Annotated in this window: 14 protein-coding genes and 4 tRNA genes; 11 read left to right on the top strand and 7 right to left on the bottom strand. The window is 67.5% G+C overall.

Going from position 1 to position 18,400, the window contains the following annotated elements; genetic code table 11:
- Window positions 1–60 precede the first annotated feature (60 nt).
- Both B0T44_RS04805 and B0T44_RS04800 read right to left on the bottom strand, forming a co-directional pair.
- Window positions 61–1,611 (bottom strand): alpha/beta hydrolase, encoded by a 1,551-nt coding sequence (locus tag B0T44_RS04805; RefSeq protein ID WP_077117855.1) that lies wholly within the window; start codon window positions 1,609–1,611, stop codon window positions 61–63.
- Window positions 1,612–1,643: 32 nt separating this feature from the next.
- Window positions 1,644–2,405 (bottom strand): pyrimidine reductase family protein, encoded by a 762-nt coding sequence (locus B0T44_RS04800; protein ID WP_077117853.1) that lies wholly within the window; start codon window positions 2,403–2,405, stop codon window positions 1,644–1,646.
- Between the two features lie 35 nt (window positions 2,406–2,440).
- Between B0T44_RS04800 and zapE the strand changes: the two genes are divergently transcribed.
- Window positions 2,441–3,457 carry a cell division protein ZapE gene (gene zapE / locus B0T44_RS04795; protein ID WP_077117851.1) on the top strand — a complete coding sequence of 339 codons (1,017 nt, stop codon included), beginning with the start codon at window positions 2,441–2,443 and terminating at the stop codon, window positions 3,455–3,457.
- A 157-nt stretch (window positions 3,458–3,614) separates the two neighbouring features.
- Window positions 3,615–4,373, top strand: a complete 759-nt coding sequence (locus tag B0T44_RS04790; RefSeq protein ID WP_368025878.1) for a tyrosine-protein phosphatase — start codon at window positions 3,615–3,617, stop codon at window positions 4,371–4,373.
- 266 nt (window positions 4,374–4,639) lie between these two features.
- On the opposite strand, the gene B0T44_RS04780 is transcribed toward B0T44_RS04790, so the two are convergent.
- Window positions 4,640–5,173 (bottom strand): GNAT family N-acetyltransferase, encoded by a 534-nt coding sequence (locus tag B0T44_RS04780; protein ID WP_077117845.1) that lies wholly within the window; start codon window positions 5,171–5,173, stop codon window positions 4,640–4,642.
- 191 nt (window positions 5,174–5,364) lie between these two features.
- On the opposite strand from B0T44_RS04780, the gene B0T44_RS04775 reads away from it, so the two are divergent.
- The 3 genes from B0T44_RS04775 (at window position 5,365) to B0T44_RS04765 (ending at window position 8,922) form a co-directional block, all read left to right on the top strand.
- Window positions 5,365–6,891 (top strand): flavin-containing monooxygenase, encoded by a 1,527-nt coding sequence (locus B0T44_RS04775; protein ID WP_077117843.1) that lies wholly within the window; start codon window positions 5,365–5,367, stop codon window positions 6,889–6,891.
- A gap of 7 nt (window positions 6,892–6,898) precedes the next feature.
- A complete protein-coding gene (locus B0T44_RS04770; protein WP_175648058.1) occupies window positions 6,899–7,807 on the top strand; it encodes a LysR family transcriptional regulator in 909 nt (302 codons plus the stop codon).
- 158 nt (window positions 7,808–7,965) lie between these two features.
- Window positions 7,966–8,922, top strand: coding sequence for a competence protein CoiA family protein (locus B0T44_RS04765; protein WP_254854207.1), 957 nt, complete (start codon window positions 7,966–7,968; stop codon window positions 8,920–8,922).
- Here B0T44_RS04765 and B0T44_RS04760 read toward each other — a convergent pair.
- The 4 genes from B0T44_RS04760 to B0T44_RS04745 form a co-directional block, all read right to left on the bottom strand.
- Window positions 8,894–10,123, bottom strand: a complete 1,230-nt coding sequence (locus B0T44_RS04760) for a sigma factor-like helix-turn-helix DNA-binding protein (protein WP_245839487.1) — start codon at window positions 10,121–10,123, stop codon at window positions 8,894–8,896. The genes B0T44_RS04765 and B0T44_RS04760 overlap by 29 nt on opposite strands.
- Window positions 10,124–10,331: 208 nt before the next feature.
- Window positions 10,332–10,406 (bottom strand) — tRNA-Val (locus tag B0T44_RS04755).
- A gap of 1 nt (window position 10,407) precedes the next feature.
- Window positions 10,408–10,478, bottom strand: a tRNA-Cys gene (locus B0T44_RS04750).
- Between the two features lie 44 nt (window positions 10,479–10,522).
- Window positions 10,523–10,595 (bottom strand) — tRNA-Gly (locus tag B0T44_RS04745).
- Window positions 10,596–10,944: 349 nt separating this feature from the next.
- Here B0T44_RS04745 and B0T44_RS04740 point away from each other — a divergent pair.
- The 6 genes from B0T44_RS04740 (at window position 10,945) to pgsA (ending at window position 18,398) form a co-directional block, all read left to right on the top strand.
- A tRNA-Val gene (locus B0T44_RS04740) sits at window positions 10,945–11,019 on the top strand.
- A gap of 863 nt (window positions 11,020–11,882) precedes the next feature.
- On the top strand, window positions 11,883–14,168 hold the full coding sequence (locus tag B0T44_RS04735) for a SulP family inorganic anion transporter (protein ID WP_077117841.1): 2,286 nt from the start codon (window positions 11,883–11,885) through the stop codon (window positions 14,166–14,168).
- A 142-nt stretch (window positions 14,169–14,310) separates the two neighbouring features.
- Window positions 14,311–14,742, top strand: coding sequence for a TIGR02611 family protein (locus B0T44_RS04730; protein ID WP_077117839.1), 432 nt, complete (start codon window positions 14,311–14,313; stop codon window positions 14,740–14,742).
- A gap of 198 nt (window positions 14,743–14,940) precedes the next feature.
- Window positions 14,941–17,004 (top strand): threonine--tRNA ligase, encoded by a 2,064-nt coding sequence (thrS, locus tag B0T44_RS04725; RefSeq protein ID WP_077117837.1) that lies wholly within the window; start codon window positions 14,941–14,943, stop codon window positions 17,002–17,004.
- 155 nt (window positions 17,005–17,159) lie between these two features.
- Window positions 17,160–17,708 (top strand): ATP adenylyltransferase, encoded by a 549-nt coding sequence (locus B0T44_RS04720; protein WP_077118088.1) that lies wholly within the window; start codon window positions 17,160–17,162, stop codon window positions 17,706–17,708.
- 3 nt (window positions 17,709–17,711) lie between these two features.
- On the top strand, window positions 17,712–18,398 hold the full coding sequence (gene pgsA, locus B0T44_RS04715) for a phosphatidylinositol phosphate synthase (protein WP_077117835.1): 687 nt from the start codon (window positions 17,712–17,714) through the stop codon (window positions 18,396–18,398).
- The last annotated feature ends 2 nt before the right edge of the window (window positions 18,399–18,400 follow it).

The raw sequence follows: 18,400 nt of genomic DNA, 5'->3' as shown, positions 1-18,400 counted from the left end.
TGGGGCACGGTACACCGGATCGTGCCCCAGTGTTGCCGGGACCCATTGTCGGTCCGCCGGTCAGGCGGGGCAGGCGGTGCCGTCCGCGGGCAGTTTCGCCTCGTTCAGATAGTCGATCACGGCCTGCTGCGCGCAACCGGAATGAGCGCTTACCGGATGCCCCCACCCCTGCCAGTTCACGGTCGCGTGCCGGGCGCCCGCGGTGCCGAGCACACCGGTGACCGATGCCTGCCCGGCGCCTGCCACCGGATCGGCGACTCCGGCCAGCACCAGCACCGGTAATTCGAGATCCTCCAGCGCGGGCTGGGCCGGGTTGGCCGGCCACGCCGAGCAGGTCAGCAGCGATATCGCGGCGGCGCGACCGAACACCGGGTATTTCTCGCCCCATGCCTTCGCCAGGTCGGCGGCCTGGGCCGGTGCAGGTGGCTGCTGGGTGTCGGTGCAGACGTTGACGAACTGTCCGTCACTGGCGGTGGCGGCGGTTTCCCTTCGGATCAGTGCCGTCAATCCGCCGCGGTCGCCGCGGTCGGCTGCGGCCAGCGCGTCGGCGAGTTCGGCCACCTGGGCGGCCTGGTCGGCGCGCGGACTGCCGAGGAAGCCGGTCACGGCGGTCAGCAATGCGTTTGCCGAGATGTCGCCCAGATCGCCCGCCGCCGCTTTACCGACCAGCGATGTCACCACTGCGCGGGGGTCCGGTCCCAGTGCGCACCCGACTCCGACGCAGCGCTGCGCGAAAGCGGTCAACGCTGCTTCGGCGCCCTGGACGCGCTGTTCGGCTCTGGTCACGGCATCGGCGTTGACGGCGACGGGGGAATCGAGGATCAGCCGGGCCAGATGATCGCCGAATTTGCGGGCATAGTTCAACGCCACCAGTGCGCCGTTGCCGGTGCCGAGCAGCGCAATGTGGTCGACCTGCCATTGTTTGCGCAGTTGCTCGATATCGTCGGCGGCGTGCGCGGTATCGAAGGTGCCGTCGTAGGGCTGCAGAAAGTCACGGCAGGCGATGGTGCCGTCCTGGCTGAACTCGGTCATGGCCGCGACCGGATCGCCACCGGGTGCGAACTGGCCGTTGTTGTGCAGGCCGCGGCGGATGTCGTCGGGCAGGCAGTCGATCGCCTGCGAGCCGCCGATCCCGCGCCGATCCACGGCCACAATGGGGTGCGCGGCCAGCAGCGCGCTCGCCGGGCCTGCGGACAAACCCGCCAGGGTGGCCGCGGAGGGTCGGTCCGCCCCGGAGGTCAGCACCAGTGGCGCGGCGTCGGCCGGGGTCTGCGGCAGCCGCGCGCGCACCGCAGCGGTGCGGAAGGACCCGAGCACCGAGCCTGACGCGTCGATCGGCGTCGAGTATTCGGCGCAGTCGAGCACGAGCCCAGCAGGTGCCGGGCCGAGTCCGAACTGGTCGAAGGTCGGTTGTGTGCAGGGGTGCCAGCTCAGGTCCGTCTTCGGGACGCCGGGCCGCGGCGGTGCGGGAACAGCGTCGGTGGTGGTTGCGCCGCCGGGCACCGGCGGACGTTCCACGGCGACACCCGGCCGATCCGAGGGACCGGCGCCGCAACCGGCGATCATGATCGAAAGTGCCGATGCCAGCACCACAGCCCGAGTCCAGCGCATGCGCTACAGCCTGCCAGGTCCGTGCGCGCGTTTCACGAACGGACCCAGCGGGTGAGTATCGTGCCGTCGTCGTCGAACACGATATGGGCGCGCCGCATCGCCATGCGGAACTGCTCGTGCCACACCGAGATTCGCGGTGCGGTGCCACCGACCAGCAGTGGGGTGATGGTCAGGCACAGCTCGTCGACGGCGCCGTCGGCCACCAGTTCACCGAACAGGTGTGGACCGCCCTCGCACAGCACCCGGCGCAGTCCGCGCGCGGCGAGCGTGTCGAGTATCGACCGTGCCGAGACGGCGAGCTCACCGGCTTCGATCACCTCCGCGCCCGCAGCGACCAACCGCTGTTTACGGTCCGCCGGTGCGGCGGCAGTGGTGATGATCAGCGGCGGGGTCCCGGTCTCGGTGCACAGCCGCGCGTCCGGGTCCAGCGCGCAGCTCGCGGTCACCACCGCGATCGGCGGCGGGGCACCGTCTCGGTGGCCGCCGAAACCCCGGTCGAACAGCGCCCGTCTGCGACCGGAATCGGTACGCGCGCCCGCGTAGTTCTCTGCGCGCACCGTGCCCGCTCCGACGAGCACCACATCGGCGAGATCTCGCAGCAGGTCGTAGACGCGTTTGTCGGCGGGGGAGCCGAGCCCGCTGGTAGTGCCGTCGCTGGTCGCGGCGCCGTCGATACTGGATACGAAATTGGCCCGCACCCAGGGCCGGTCCAGTCCGGCGGGGTAGGCGTAGAGCTGTGCCAGGTCCTCGTCGCCGAGTCCTGTGAGCTGGGTCGCATTGGGGATACGCTGCATAGGGACAGCTCATACCACGTCATTAGGCTGCGTCCATGCACGAACGCCTCGTCGACCGCCATCCGGAGGTTCCGGCCGATCAATTGGTCGCGCAGATGGTTCCACCACCCATGTTCGACGAGGTCAGCTTCGACTCCTATATCCCCGATCCGGCCGAACCGAGCCAGGCGGCGGCGGTTGCCGCGGCGCGCGCGTTCGCCGAGCGAGTCGGCAAGATCCACAAGACGGCGCAGAAGAAGAGCCTGTTCGGCAGGAAGAAGCAGATCGCAGGCGCGGGCCTGTATCTGGACGGCGGGTTCGGTGTCGGTAAGACACACCTGCTGGCATCGATCTTCCACAGTGCTCCGGCACCGAAATCGTTCGGCACCTTCGGCGAGCTGACCAATCTTGTCGGCGCGCTCGGCTTCACCAATGCGGTGCAGCGTTTGTCGGCCAACAGCGTGCTGTGCATCGACGAATTCGAACTCGACGATCCCGGCGACACCATGCTGGTCTCGCGGCTGCTCACCGAACTGTCCGCCGCCGGTGTGTCGATCGCTGCCACCTCGAACACACTGCCCGGTCAGCTCGGCGAGGGCCGGTTCGCCGCCCAGGACTTCATGCGCGAGATCAAGAAACTGGGCTCGATCTTCGAAGCCGTGCGGGTCGACGGTCCCGACTACCGCCACCGTGACCTGCCCCCCGCGCCGGAGCCGACCTCCCCGCAGTTGCTGGCCGAACGAGCCGCGGACACACCCGATGCCACGCTCGACGATTTCGACGATCTGCTGAAGCATCTGAGCACGCTGCACCCGTCGAAGTACGGCGCGCTGATCTCCGGTGTGTCGGCGGTGTACATCTCCGGTGTGCACCCGGTGTCGGATCAGGCGGTGGCGCTGCGGGTCGTGGTGCTGGCCGACCGTCTCTACGATGCGAGCGTGCCGGTCACCGTGTCCGGCGCCAAACTGGACGAGATCTTCTCGCAGGAGATGCTCGACGGCGGCTACCGCAAGAAGTACCTGCGCGCCATCTCCCGGCTGCTGGCCCTGTCGCGGTTCGAAGTCGCGGCCTGATCCGCTTGCCGCCCGCGATCGTCCCCGAAAAGGGTTGACCAGGCGGGTTTCGCCTTGGTTTGCTGGGGCGGCACACCAACCGGGGAGATTTCCACCAGCCGCTGACGGGAGCATCGCCATGGTCCTTAGCTCGACGCGTGTCCCGATAGCCCTACTCGTGGCCGCGCTCGTCGCCTGCGGACCTGCGCTCGCGGTAGGTTCGGCCGCACCGCCCGCCACCTCGCCTGCTGTCGCCTTCGACCGGTCCGTGCCGCTGGCCGGAGCGGGCAACGCCCGCGATATCGGCGGCTACCGCACCACCGACGGCCGGACCGTGCGCACCGGCGTCGTGTACAGAACCGGCCAGCTCAGCAATCTGACCAACGTCGATCTGGCCGAGCTGAGCCGCCGCAAGGTGCGCGACGTCGACGATCTGCGCACCATTTATGAACGGGCGCTGGCTCCCGACCGTATTCCGGCGGGCGCCCGGTCCAACTGGTACGACCTCATCGGCGGCGCACCGCTGCCCGAACTGGTCTCCACCCTGGCGGGCGGACCCGACCTGTACCGGGCGTTCGTCACCGCGCCCGACGCGGGTGCCGCCGTCGCGGCCGTACTGCGTGATGTCATCGAATCCGGCCGTGATGACTCTGCCGTTCTGTTCCACTGCACGGCAGGTAAGGACCGCGCCGGCTGGACCGCCGCCGTACTGCTGACCGTCCTCGGCGTCGACCGCCAGGCGGTGACAGAGGACTACCTGCTGTCGAATCGGTATCGCGGCGCCGACGACCCGCTGGGCGGGGTGCAGCGGTCCTGGCTCGACGCTGCGTTCGACCAGGTCACCGAGACCTACGGTGGTTTCGACCGGTACGTGCACAACGGGCTCGGCTTGACCGACCCTGAGATCGCAGCACTGAAGGCCCGAATGTTGGTCTGATGTACGCACCCGAGCTCAGCCCATCCGCAGACCCGACCGGCCGGAGGAATGCAGGGGAGCGAAGGCCTGGAACGGTTGCGGAGGTACGTAGGCCGCACGCCCGAAGCAAAGGCGGTAGATAGGCAGACCGCGGGCAGCAGTGCGAATGCGGAGGTACGCATGGAGCGCATGGCCGGAGCGAATGCGGAGGTACGCATGGAGCGCATGGCCGGAGCGAATGCGGAGGTACGCATGGAGCACATGGCCGGAGCGGACGCGGAGTGCGCTTAACAGGCCCGCCGCATCACGTAGTCGTGGTGCACCTGATTACCGACATCGAAGGTCCGGGTGCCCACCACGACGAAACCGTGTTTGGCGTAGAACCGCTGAGCGCGGGTGTTCTTCTGGTTGACGCCGAGCCACAGCCCGGCGTAACCGTCTTCACGCGCTCGTTCCAGTGCCGCCTGCATCAGCGCCGTCGACACCCCGGAGCCATGGTGCCCCGGCAGCACGTACATTTTGCTGACCTCGAGCACGGGGTCCAGTTCCACCGCTGCCGCGAGCGCCGGGTCGGCCGGCTTGCCGCCCTTGAGCATCGCATAGCCGACGATCTCGCCCTCGCAGACCGCTTTGAGCACCGTCCGGGACGGGTCGGTCAGGTACTCGCCGAACTTGTCTCCGGACAGCACGTCGCCGATGAAGATCTCGATATCGTCGGCGGAGGCGCCGGGCGGGCACGCGAGCGGGAAGGTCGCGGCCGCGACACCGCTGAGGGCTTCGGCGTCCCACAGCCCGGCCCGTTCGACGGTGACGGTATTCATAGCTCCAGTAGAGCACGATCGGCGCCCGTGTCACCCGTTCCGCGGCCTCGTCCTGGCGCCGGAATCGCGCCAGGCGCAGCGGAGGCGGCCGATGACAGACTGATCGGTATCAACCGCTTGACCTGGCCTTATACCTCCTTGCACCGGACCCGGCTTTGCTGCCGGGCGCTGGGGCCGTAATCTCCCTGCCCATGAGGAGCGGGAACCGCATCGTGATCGTCGGTGCGGGTATCGCGGGCCTGGCCTGCGCGAAAGTTCTGAGCGAAGAGGGTTTTCCGGTCGAGGTGTTCGACCGTGCCCCCGACGTAGGCGGCGTGTGGAGTCAGACCCGCCGCTACCCGGGCTTACGCGCACAGAGCAGCAAGCACACCTATCACTTCTCCGACCATCCGATGCCCGCCGACTACCCGCGGGTGCCCGACGGCAGGCAGATGCAGGAGTACCTGGCCGGATACGCGCAGCGGTTCGGGCTCACCGACAAGATCCGGCTGCAGACCGAGGTGGTCGCCGCCGATCCGGTCGATGGTGGCTGGCTGCTCGAGATCCGCGACGAGACGGGGATCCACCGCACCTCCTGCGACCATCTGGTGATCGCCAACGGCGTGTTCAGCGAGCCCGCTGTCCCTGAATTCCGCGGCGAGGACGACTACTTCGACGCAGGCGGGCAGCTGGGCCATTCCTCGCAGTTCCTCGACACCGAAGCGGTACGCGACAAATCGGTGGTCGTGGTCGGCTACGGCGCGGCGGCCTGCGATCTGGCCGAGGCGATCAGCCATGTCGCCGTCTCGACCACCGTGGTGGCGCGGCGGCTGCTGTGGAAGATGCCGCGCAAGCTCGCCTCCGGTGTCGACTTCGAGCAGCTGATGCTGACCCGGATGGGCCAAGCGCATTTCGCGCATCCCGAACCCGGGCGTTTCCAACGTTTCCTGCATGGCCCCGGCCGCTCCTTCCGCCAGGCCAACCTGGATCTGCTCGAGGCACTCGCGGTGAAACGCACCGGGCTTGCCGAACACGATCTGGTTCCCGACGGTCGTTTCGAGCAGATCGCCGAGGCCACCTTCGCGCTGGCCACCGAAGGTTTCGCCGAACAAGTGGCGGCAGGAAGGATCACCGTGCGCGGCGGGGCGACCGTGGCTGCGCTGCAGGCTGGTACCGCAGGCCCGGCCGTCGAACTGTCCACCGGAGAGCACATCCCGGCCGATATCGTCGTATGCGCCACCGGGTTCCAGCAGCGAGTGCGGTTCCTGACGCCGTATGTGCAGCGGCAGCTGGCCGACGACAACGGCAATTTCCGGCTGTACCGCCAGATCCTGCCGTTGACCGTGCCGCACCTGACCTTCGCGGGCTACAACTCGTCACTGGTCAGTGCGCTCAGCGCCGAAATCGATGCGCACTGGACCGCGGCCCTGCTCACCGGCGATCTGGTGCTGCCGCCGCAGGAAACCATGAACGAGCGGATCGACCAGCGGCTGCACCTGATGGAGGAGCGCAGCCCCGGCCACCACGCACACGGGACAGGTATTACGCCGTTCGCGATCCGCGATCTGGACGACCGGCTCGGCGATCTCGGCGTCCGGCTGCCGTTCGGCGCCCGCGCCGCTCAGTGGCTGCGCCCGGTGCGTCCAGCCGCCTATCGCGTGGTGGCAGGCAGGCGACGCAGCGGAGCGCCGCGCGAACCGCTGACGCCGCCGGTGGCCGGTCCGGCACCGCACACCTGATCCGCGGGTGCTCGAACTGGATCTGAATCTGCTGGTGGCGTTGCACGCGCTCCTGGAGACCAACAGCGTCACCCTGGCCGCCGAACGGCTCGACACCTCCCCGCCCGCGATGAGCCGAACGCTGGCTCGTTTGCGCAAGGTGTTCGGCGATCCGCTGCTGGTGCGCTCGGGCAGGCAGCTCGTACCGACACCGCGGGCGCTGGAATTGCGCCATGATGTCGCCGCCCTGGTCGAGCAGGGTAAGGCGCTGCTCGCCCCGCGCGACACGATCGATCCTGCCGCGCTGTCACGTGGTTTCGCGGTATGTGTCGGTGACGCGGTCCTGCCCGAGTTGGCCGGTCCGCTGCTGGCCGCCGTCCGTGCCCAGGCGCCGGGGGTGACGCTGCGTTTTGTGCCCGACAGCGCGGCCGGACCGGCGGCGCTGCGGGAGGGCGGCGTGGATCTGGAGGTCGGCCAGATCGACCACGCCGAACCGCAGACCCGGATCGAGCGGGTGCGCGGCGACCGGTTGATCGGTGTCGCCGCACCGGATCATCCGCTGATCACCGGCCGTGCCACCGTTGCCGCGTTCGCCGGAGCCGCGCATATCAGTGTGTCGCGGCGGGGAATCGCCCGCGGCCCCATCGACGACCGGCTGGCCCTGCACGGGCGCACCCGTCGCGTCGTGGCCACCGTCCCCGATCTGACCACCGCCCTGCTGGCCGTGCGCTCCGGCGCGGTGGTCTGCCCCGCCCCGGCTGTCGTCGCCGCGACAACGCTGCCCTCCTTGGGCCTGTGCCCGTTCGAGATTCCGCTGCCGCTACCGGAAACGGCCATATCCCTGGCGTGGCATCCCCGCAATACCGCCGACCCGGCGCATGCTTGGCTGCGCGGGGTGGTGCGCGTCATCCTGGCCCCCGGCGACAGTGCTCGTTGAGATGCACGGCAGCGCCGGGAAGCCCGCGCTGGTCGCGGATCAGTCGCATCTGGGTAACTGCTGGAGCAGAAAGGTAGCGGGAAGCCGCGGTCTGACGCACCCTGGAGGGCGGGTTGCGGCACGCAGCTCGCAGAGGGATGGGTGAGGTGGGTGGTCGCATGCAAACGAAGCAGCGGACAGATCTTCCGTGCGGGCGCCGGACCATGCTGGCCGAACTGGGCATCGCGGAGGATCCGGCGCGAAACGGCCAGTTCACCGACGCGCAGCTCGGTTACGGTTGCCGGTGCGCGCGCTGCACCGACACCCAGTGGGATGTGCAGCGGCTCAAGTTCTGGCTCGCCGCACGGATGCTCGCCTTCGGCGCGGATGAGGCCGTCGTGGACCGGCGAATCGGCCCGCTGACCGTCGACGTCTATTGGCGTCGAGGTGACAGGCAGTTCGCGATCGAAGTGCGCAGTGGGCCGCTCACCCAGGAACTCGCCCGAGCCCACACCGATCGGTTGAAGAGCTTGGGTTTCGACGGGGTGCTGTGGTTGTGCGCGCCCGGATTCTGGGTGGCGCAGCTGCCCGCTCTTGGCATCACCGATCTGGCGCCGGCCGCCTGCGAATACCAGGTGGTTGCCGGGATGCTGGAGATCGGTTCGGGTGGTTTCGCGGCCCCGCGCCGGGAACCCTACGCATTGCGCGAATTCCTGTGCCAGTGGGTGGCGGGGGATATCGCCTGGGGTTACCGCGACGAGATGACGAAGGGATGGGCAACGGTGACCGACTGGGAGCAGCACACCAAGACGCAGGCGATGATGCTGGCGCGGCAGCGTCAGGAACTGGTCAACCAGCGCACTGCCCTGGCCCTGTCCCGAAGGTCGGTGCGCGAGAAGTCGAAACAGCTGATAAGGCTTACTGCCCGGTTGGAGCGCACGGAGGAGTTCGCGCAGACACAGGCCGATTCACTGGCCGAGGCCAACCGTAAGCTCGACGATTATCATCGGCGCGACAATGCGCTGCGCAATACGATCCTGCGCCTGCATCAGACCATCAACCACTGGCAGCTGATCACCATTTTCGTCATGATGCTGCTCGCGACGTTCATCGCTGCGGCGATGGTGGTGCGCTGAGCCGGAACGGTCCCCGATCCCAGCGCCATGCATTGTCCAGCACCAGCGCCGCGAAATCGAGCACGTCCAGACCGGTCTCGGCGCGTAGCTGCTGTAGCAGCGGCCAGCGCACCGGCCCCAGATCGAGCTGTGCACGCAGCGTGTCCGCGGCCGCCGAGCCGACCCTGCGGTCGCGTAGCCCGGCCACGCCGAGGCGGCTCCCGGTCCAGACCAGCCATCCCCAGCCGTTGTCGTGCGCGTACGCACGTGCCGCCTCGGCTTTTGCCCGGTTGGGGTGAAAGGCGACGTGGCCGAGCGGCTGGACGTCGATGAGCACGATGCGTCCGTCGGTGAGCTCGGCGGCCACGGTCGGGAAGTGGACGCGCTCGTCGTCGCCGATGCGGTAGAGGACGGAGTCGGGGTTGTCCTGAAAAGTCCGTACCCGTGCACTGCTGTTGAGGATGCGCAGCAGCCTCGCTTCCAGACCGGAGTCGAAGCCTACCTCGCGCCCCAGCTTGTCCAGGTAGAACCGGCCGCGTCCGTCGTCGTCGAGGTCGAGGGCGCGTGCGGACCCGGTGGGTAGCGGGGCGGGGCGGTCCGCGCCGCCGGGCCAGTCGATCTGGGCAAGCCAGGAGGTGTCTGCGTCGCCCGGTGCTGAGGGAAGGTCGTGCAGGCGGGTCATCCGGTGGTTGGTTTTGCGTCGCCAGGCGGCGATGCGCTGGGTGACGAAACCCGCAACGCGTTTCGCGTCGGCTGCCGCATGCCCGGCCAGCCGCAGTTTCAGATACGCCAGGTCGTTGGCGGCGATATCGGTGTCGGTGGCATAGGTTTCGGTCAGTAGCGACCGCATCAGCTGGGAGTCGCGGGCGGTGACAGGATAGCGGTGCGCGTATTCGGGGACCGGCAGCCTTCCGGTGCGGGTGGCGTGCCGGATGAGCTCTCCGGCTGCTTTGGTGTGCAGTTGCCGGGCGCGGTCGCGGGAGATGTCGTAGCGGGCGCCGATCCGGGTCAGGGTCTCCGGGCGTTCGCCGTCGATACCGAGACGCAACCGCAGGATGGCGGCGCCCCGGGGACGTTCATCGGCGTATTCGGCGACGAGTTGGGCAAGCCGCTCGTTGCAGTCTTCCAATTCGAACGACACGTCGTCGCGTATGTCATCGGCCGGTTCGTTTACTGCGGCCGAGCCCGCTGTCTCGCCCTGCCTGCCGGTCGTGTCTGCCACCACTACGTGACCCCCTGTCGGACCGGTGTTCCCGGTCGGATCGCCGTTGTCGGGCGTCAGCCTAGCGGCGGTGACCGACGGTCCAGCCGTGCGCGGCGTGCCCGGGGAGCACGGCACCTCGGCCGGCATCGATAGCACGAGTGGGTGAGGTGGCTGTTCGCGGCATAAGAAAACCCCGGCAAAAACCGGGGCTGACCTGTGTAATGTATGGTGCGCGATACTGGGATTGAACCAGTGACCTCTTCCGTGTCAGGGAAGCGCTCTCCCGCTGAGCTAATCGCGCGAGGTGGAGACGGGAATCGAACCCGTGTGCACGGCTTTGCAGGCCGTTGCCTCACCACTCGGCCACTCCACCGCGCAAGGGGGAAGGCTAAAAAATGCGCCTGGCCCTACCTCTCGAGCGGATGACGGGATTCGAACCCGCGACCCTCACCTTGGCAAGGTGATGCGCTACCAGCTGCGCTACATCCGCATTCTGCCTCCCGGAGGCTTTGTTGTCCTCCGTGGTGCGAGACAGAACATTAGCCGACATGCGGCGCAACCTACAAATCGCCTGGTAGAAGACCTGGAATTGGAATGACGGCCATGTAGTTCGCGGCGGGGTCGGGGTAGCTTCGGTTCATTCACCGAGAGGAATGTTCGGTTCGGTGATGTTCGTGGTTCGCCACCGCTACTGGGTAGGGCCGAGGGGTGAGGGTCGGTCCCGTGCGCTTCGGGCAGGGGATTTGGCGGCGTATGGGTATCGCGTGTTAAGGTTCCTACTCGTTCGGACTCCTGCCCCGCAGCAGCGTCCGCCGAAGCCGCTCAGCGGCACGATTCAAGGTCTCATAGCTCAGCGGGAGAGCGTCCGCCTCACACGCGGAAGGTCGCTGGTTCGATCCCAGCTGGGACCACCATGAAAACTGCCCCTGACCTGCCCACCAGCAGGCAGGGGCTTTTTGCTGCCGACCATGCTGTGGCCGCGTTTGTAGTTGTGTGATTCGGTCACAGTTCGGTGGCGGTTGTCATTATCACCTCCGCACCCCTTTTCAGACCCTTTGGGAACTCTTTACTATTGATGACGGCCGCGCGCCGGCCCCTCCTAGCACCGATACCCGGCGCTCGCTCATCGACACCGCACCGCTGTGCCTGTCCAGCCGACACAGCCCCGCACATGTTCCGCCGATGAACCGGCTCGACCAGGTCGAGACGGCGAAGGAGAAATATGTCGACCGACGCCGCACCCGCCATGTCCAGTCGACCGCCACCTGCCGGACAGCCCACGTCTCCGGTCGTTGCGCATTGTGCCTGTGCCACCGCGTTCTCAGCGCAATCCCTCCCCGCGTTCACCTTCTGCTCAGCCAGGCAAAGCCGCCGCTCTGCCGCGGCTGCCATGCCACGCGTTCGCGGCCTCCGCCCGCGTGCGCTCCCGCCGATCAGGAAAGGTGGTGGTGTGTACCTCGATTGATCGGCCGAAGCGTCTGCTGCACAAGGGTTCCCGGCATATAACCGATCGGATGGGAGAGGGGTCCCGCCGGTAAGCGACCGGTATCTCGATGTGTCCGTGCCCTCAGCGCCGTCCAGCTCTGACCGGCAGTGAAAGAACCGTTTTCTCAGGCTTTGATCAGTCTTTACCAATATTGTTGGCGCGTTTCTTATCCCGGCCCATTGCCGTGCCGGGACCAACTTCACCGCGAGATGCCGGTTCGCGGTCTGTGCCCGACTGGACATATTGATCGTCAACCGACCTCGGCTCCGGCCGAGTCGGCGAAGGAGAACAATGGCAACCAAAACGCCCCCTAGCCCCCCACTGTCGCCGCCGCCTGCCGAAGACCCGACCGCACCCTCCGCGGCCGGGTCTTCTACACCGAGTCGCCTGACATCCGTTCTACGCCACGACTTTCCCGCCTCGGTCGTGGTCTTCCTCGTCGCGTTGCCGCTATCGCTTGGCATCGCCATCGCCTCCGGGGCCCCCGCCGCAGCGGGCCTCATCGCCGCCGTCGTCGGCGGCCTCGTCGCCGGATCGCTCGGCGGCTCCGTACTCCAGGTCAGTGGCCCCGCCGCCGGCCTCACCGTGATCGTCGCCGAATCCATCCACCAGTTCGGCTGGCGCATTACCTGTTTCATCGTCGTCGCCGCCGGGGTGCTACAGATCCTGTTCGGCTTGAGCAAAATCGCGCGCGCCGCGCTGGCCGTGGCGCCAGTGGTGGTACACGCGATGCTCGCCGGAATCGGCGTCACCATCGCCCTGCAGCAGATTCACATCCTGCTCGGCGGTGAATCCCACAGTTCGGCATGGGCGAATATCACCGAGCTGCCCGCCCAGCTGATATCGCTGCACGGTGGCGGCGCATTCATCGGCGCGGTCGTTATCGCGGTCATGCTGGGCTGGAAATACGTCCCCGAACGTATCCGCGTGGTCCCCGGCCCGCTGGTGGCCGTCGTCCTCGCCACCGTGCTCTCGATGGTGTTTCCGCTCGATGTCGAGCGGATCGTGCTGTCGGGCTCGCTGTTCGACGCGATCGGGCTGCCCGAGATCCCCAGCGGTGGTTGGAGCGCGATCATCGTGATGGTGCTGACCTTCGCGCTGATCGCCAGCGTGGAAAGCCTGCTGTCGGCCGTCGCGATCGACAAGATGCACAACGGTCCGCGCGCCAACTTCGACCGCGAGCTGATCGGCCAGGGATCGGCGAACGTCGTATCCGGTCTGCTCGGTGGCCTGCCGGTCACCGGTGTCATCGTGCGCAGCTCCACCAACGTCGCCGCGGGTGCGCGCAGCCGCGCCTCAGCGGTTATGCACGGATTCTGGGTGCTGGTCTTCTCCGTCGCGCTGGTCGGGGTGGTGCAGCAGATCCCGATGGCCGCGCTGGCCGGTCTGCTGATCGTGATCGGCATGCAGCTGGTCAAACTGGCGCATATCCGGATGGCGCGCCGTACCGGTGATCTGCTGGTCTACGCAGTGACCATTGCCAGCGTGGTGTTCTTGAACTTGCTGGAGGGTGTGCTCATCGGTCTCGCTCTGGCCTTCGCGCTGCTGCTGTGGCGGGTGGTGCGGGTGGTCATCGTGGCCACACCGCTCGACGGCACCGACCGCTGGCTGATCACCATCGACGGTTCGTGCACTTTCCTGGCGCTGCCGAAGCTATCGGCGACCTTCGCCGCGGTGCCCGCCGGGGTCGACGTCACCGTCGAGATGACGGTCGATTTCCTCGATCACGCGGCCTACGAGGCAATCACCGACTGGGCCCGGCAGCACGAAGCAGGCGGTGGCGCCGTCGATTTCGTCGAGATCGGCGCGGCCCGGATGGTGGCGGCCACCGCCGCGCCGCCGTCGCGCAGTATGGGACGGGTCGTGCTCGACGACGTCCTCGGCCCGTGGCGGGGCAACGGCGGCAACGGCACACCGGGCAGCGACGATACCGCCGACCCGATCATCACAGGTATCGCCGCCTACCACCGCAGCCACGCCCACCTCGTCCGGCCGCACCTGGACGAACTGCGCGACCGGCAGGACCCGGACTCGTTCTTCCTGACCTGCTCGGATTCGCGGATCGTGCCCAACATCATCACCAACAGCGGTCCCGGCGATCTGTTCACCGTGCGCAATGTGGGCAACCTGGTGCCCCAGTACGGGGACGCCTCGGTCGAATCGGCGCTGCTGTTCGCGGTGGAGAAGCTGAATGTGCGTTCGGTGGTGGTCTGCGGACATTCCTCATGCGGCGCGATGAGCGCACTGTATTCGGGTGAACCCGCGGGAGCGGTGCTGGACGAATGGCTCGGGCACGCTCAACCGAGCCTGGAGCGTTTCCGTGACGGCCACCCTGTCGGCCTGGCCGCAGCGGCCGCAGGCTTCGGCGAGGTGGATCAGCTGAGCATGGTGAACATCGCCGTCCAGCTCGAGCATCTGCAACGGCATCCGGCGGTGCGGCGCGCCATCGAGGAACGCGGTCTCACCGTCTCGGGACTGTTCTTCGATATCGCCACCGCCCGGGTCGTTCAGGTCGGTGTCGACGGTCTGGCCCATTTCGACGAAGCGGGCAACCGCGTGGCCGCCGAACTGGTCTGATACCGCACTGCAACCACGCTCACGAACCCCGCTCGGCCGCACCGGCCGAGCGGGGGTTGCGTTGTGCCGGGCCGAGGTTGGTGCCGGAACGCGGTAACCCGCGCCTACACGCCAGGGGTGGGATGTCTCGTAGGCTTGGACCGTGAGCACCGAGCTTGATCCGCAGCCCACCGCCGCGCCGAACGCGTGGCGAGCCTTCCGTAACCGGATCGCTGCCCGGCCCGCGCTGAACCTCGCCTACCGGATCGGCGTCGCGGTGGTCGGGACCGTGGTACTCGCCGTCGGGATCGTGACGATTCCGTATCCGGGCCCGGGGTGGGCGATCGTTTTCGCGGGTCTGGGCATCCTCGCCACCGAGTTCTCCGCAGCACGCCGAGTGCTGGGCTGGGTGCGGGACAAATACCGGCGCGGTATGGACTGGTACCTGGCCCGCGGCCCGCTCATCCAGGTGCTCGCCGCGATCGGCACGTTCGCGCTGGTCGTGGCCACGCTGTGGCTGTTGGGAACCTTCGGCCTTGTCGGCGGCTGGGTCGGCATCGAATGGCAGTGGTTGCGTAGTCCGCTGATGTCATGAGCACCGGCGCGGGAAGGATTGCTCGCCGCGATCCGTGACCAGTGGCGCCGTCCCGATCCATCGGCACGCTCCGGTCGCCGTGCCGATAGCATGGTCGCGGCCGGAGCAAACATGCTTACGGGCCCATGACCGCCGGACAGAGCCGGCACCGACCGCCGGATAGAGCCGGCACCCGACGACGCCAAGGAGAGCGCCACCGTGACCACCTCAGCCCCCCTCAGCCCAGCCGCCCTCGTCCGGGTGCCGGCCGGGACTACGGCGGGAGCCGCGGTGCGCGAGGCGGGCCTGCCTACCAAGGGGCCGGAGACCATCGTCGTCGTGCGTGACGCCGCGGGCGATCTGAAGGACCTGTCCTGGAGCCCGGACACCGACGTCGAAGTGACCCCGGTCGCCGCAAATACCGAGGCCGGGCGCAGCGTGATCCGGCATTCGGCCGCGCATGTGCTCGCCCAGGCCGTGCAGCAGGAGTTCCCGGAAGCCAAACTGGGCATCGGCCCGCCCATCAAGGATGGCTTCTACTACGACTTCCGGGTGGATCGCCCCTTCACTCCCGAGGATCTGGCGAAGCTGGAATCGCGGATGAAGAAGATCATCAAGGGCGCGCAGCGGTTCTCGCGCCGGGTGGTCGAGGTCGAGGCGGCCCGGACCGAACTGGCGGGCGAGCCGTTCAAACTCGAGTTGATCAGCGATAAATCCGGCATCGACGATCCGGAAGTCATGGAGGTCGGTGGCGCCGAGCTGACCATCTACGACAACCTCGACCCGCGCACCGGCGAGCGGGTATGGGGGGATCTGTGCCGTGGCCCGCACATCCCCACCACCAAGTTCATTCCCGCGTTCAAGCTGACCCGCAGCTCGGCCGCCTACTGGCGCGGCGACCAGGATCGTGAGGATCTGCAGCGCATCTACGGCACCGCATGGGAGTCGGCCCAGGCGCAGGAGCAGTACCTGCACCTGTTGGCCGAAGCCGAGCGCCGCGACCACCGCAAACTGGGCCTGGAGCTGGACCTGTTCTCCTTCCCGGACGAACTCGGCTCCGGCCTGCCGGTGTTCCATCCCAAGGGCGGCATCATCCGCAAGGAACTCGAGGACTATTCGCGGCGCAGGCATGTCGATGCCGGATACGAGTTCGTCAACACCCCGCATATCACCAAGGGGCATCTGTTCGAGGTCTCCAAGCACCTGGACTGGTATGCCGACGGCATGTTCCCGCCCATGCACCTGGACGCGGAATACAACGATGACGGCACCGTCCGCAAACCCGGCCAGGATTACTACGTCAAGCCGATGAACTGCCCGATGCACAACCTGATCTTCCGGTCACGCGGCCGGTCGTATCGAGAGTTGCCGCTGCGGCTGTTCGAATTCGGCTCGGTATACCGGTACGAGAAGTCCGGTGTGGTCCACGGCCTGACCAGGGTGCGCGGGATGACCCAGGACGACGCGCACATCTACTGCACCAGGGAACAGGTGCGGGAAGAACTCGGCAGCATCCTGCGATTCGTGCTGGATCTGCTGAAAGACTACGGCCTCGACGATTTCTACCTGGAGCTGTCCACCAAGGACCCGAAGAAGTACGTCGGCTCCGACGAGCTGTGGGAAGAAGCCACCCAGACCCTGGCCGCGGTCGCCGAAGCATCCGGGCTGCACCTGGTGCCGGATCCGGGCGGCGCCGCGTTCTACGGCCCGAAGATCTCCGTGCAGGCCAGGGACGCACTGGGCCGCAACTGGCAGATGTCGACCATTCAGCTCGACTTCTTCGAACCCGAGCTGTTCGAGCTGGAATACACCGCCTCTGATGGCACCAAACAGCGGCCGGTGATGATCCACCGCGCACTGTTCGGTTCGATCGAACGGTTCTTCGGTGTGCTGACCGAGCACTACGCGGGCGCATTCCCGGCTTGGCTGGCGCCGGTGCAGGTGGTGGGCATCCCCGTCGCCGACACCTTTGTCCCGCATCTGGACCGAGTGGTGGGGTTGCTTCGGGATGCCGGCGTACGCGCCCAGGTGGACCGCGGCGACGACCGGATGCAGAAGAAGATCTTCAACAACACCGCGCAGAAAGTGCCGTTCATGCTGCTGGCCGGCGAGCGTGACGTGAACGCGGGCGCGGTCAGCTTCCGGTTCCGCGACGGCACCCAGGTCAACGGGGTCGCGGTGGACGACGCCGTCGCCACCATCGTCGAGTGGATCCGGCGTCGCGACAACTCTTCGCCGACCGCGGAAGGTTTCCGCATCAGCGGTGCCGAGCGGGAGGCTTAGATGAGCGGGGACGGTGTGAGCGGTATCGGCGCTCGTGCGCTCACCGGGGTCGAGTGGCGTGGACACAGAGGCGGGGTATGAGCGAGCAGATCGTGCCGGACGAGCTCGCCGGTCTCGACGACAACGAGCCGGACGGTGCCGTAGGACAGGATGGTATGAGCGAGCAGGGCGATATCGTCGACCACGGGGCGGGCGAACCGGACCGGCTGCAGCGGTTGTGGACGCCGTACCGGATGTCCTATATCGCCGAGGCCGCCACCTCGGCCCCCAAGGACGCCACCGGGCACCCTTTCACCGATATTCCGAAGATGTCCGACGAAGACGGCCTGGTCATCGCGCGCGGTGAACTGGTGTACGCGGTGCTGAACCTGTACCCGTACAACCCCGGCCATATGATGGTGGTGCCCTACCGCCGGGTCGCGAACCTGGAAGACCTCACCGTCGCCGAAAGCGCCGAGCTGATGGCGTTCACCCAGCAGGCGATCCGGGTGATGAAGAAGGTGTCGCGGCCGCACGGGTTCAATGTCGGGCTCAACCTGGGTGGGGTCGCGGGCGGATCGCTGGCCGATCATCTGCATCAGCACATCGTTCCGCGCTGGGGCGGGGACGCGAACTTCATCACCGTCGTCGGCGGGGTGAAGGTGATGCCGCAACTGCTGCGCGAAACCAGAGCGCTGCTCGCGGAAGCCTGGGACAAGGAGTAGCGGGTGCTCAGCATCTTCGGCCGTGCGACCTTCGCCAAGGCGACCGCGCCGTTGGGTCGGGCACTGGTCCGCACCGGGCTCACCCCGGACGCGGTGACGTTGATCGGCACGGTCGCCTCGATCGTGGCCGCGGTCACCCTGTTCCCCACCGGGCATCTGTTCTGGGGGGCGATGGTGATCTGGCTGTTCGTCATGTTCGACATGCTCGACGGCGCGATGGCTCGGGCGCGCGGCGGCGGCACCCGATACGGTGCAGTGCTGGATGCCACCTGTGACCGGGTCGCCGACGGCGCGATCTTCGGCGGTCTGGCCTGGTGGGCGGTATACCACCAGAACAGCAAACCGCTGCTGGTGGTGACGCTGGTGGTGCTGGTGACCTCGCAGGTGATCTCCTATGCGAAGGCCCGCGCCGAGGCCAGCGGTCTGTCCGCCGACGGCGGCCTGATCGAACGCCCGGACCGTCTCGTCATCGTGCTGGTCGGGGCGGGATTGACCGGTATCGGCGGGTACTGGGGTGTGGAGTGGCTGACCTGGGCCGTGCATGTGGCGATGTGGATTCTGGCGGTGCTGAGCACGGTGACGGTGTTCCAGCGAGTACTGGCGGTCCGCAATTCCACGGGGGCGCGCGACATCCTCCCCCTGGCTCCGTCCCCGGGCGAAGCCACCGGGACCACGGAGCTCTCGTCGTGACC

Origin of the sequence: Nocardia donostiensis (assembly GCF_002081715.1) — a bacterium.
GTDB lineage: Bacteria > Actinomycetota > Actinomycetes > Mycobacteriales > Mycobacteriaceae > Nocardia > Nocardia donostiensis.
Note: the sequence above shows the minus strand (reverse complement) of the source record. Positions and strands in the feature narration are given on the sequence as shown.

Excerpts from the sequence above, each read along its gene's own strand:
- B0T44_RS04805 (WP_077117855.1), bottom strand. The coding sequence starts at position 1,611 with ATGCGCTGGACTCGGGCTGTGGTGCTGGCATCGGCACTTTCGATCATG.
- B0T44_RS04800 (WP_077117853.1), bottom strand. The coding sequence starts at position 2,405 with ATGCAGCGTATCCCCAATGCGACCCAGCTCACAGGACTCGGCGACGAG.
- zapE (WP_077117851.1), top strand. The coding sequence starts at position 2,441 with ATGCACGAACGCCTCGTCGACCGCCATCCGGAGGTTCCGGCCGATCAA.
- B0T44_RS04780 (WP_077117845.1), bottom strand. The coding sequence starts at position 5,173 with ATGAATACCGTCACCGTCGAACGGGCCGGGCTGTGGGACGCCGAAGCC.
- B0T44_RS04775 (WP_077117843.1), top strand. The coding sequence starts at position 5,365 with ATGAGGAGCGGGAACCGCATCGTGATCGTCGGTGCGGGTATCGCGGGC.
- B0T44_RS04765 (WP_254854207.1), top strand. The coding sequence starts at position 7,966 with ATGCAAACGAAGCAGCGGACAGATCTTCCGTGCGGGCGCCGGACCATG.
- B0T44_RS04735 (WP_077117841.1), top strand. The coding sequence starts at position 11,883 with ATGGCAACCAAAACGCCCCCTAGCCCCCCACTGTCGCCGCCGCCTGCC.
- B0T44_RS04720 (WP_077118088.1), top strand. The coding sequence starts at position 17,160 with ATGAGCGAGCAGGGCGATATCGTCGACCACGGGGCGGGCGAACCGGAC.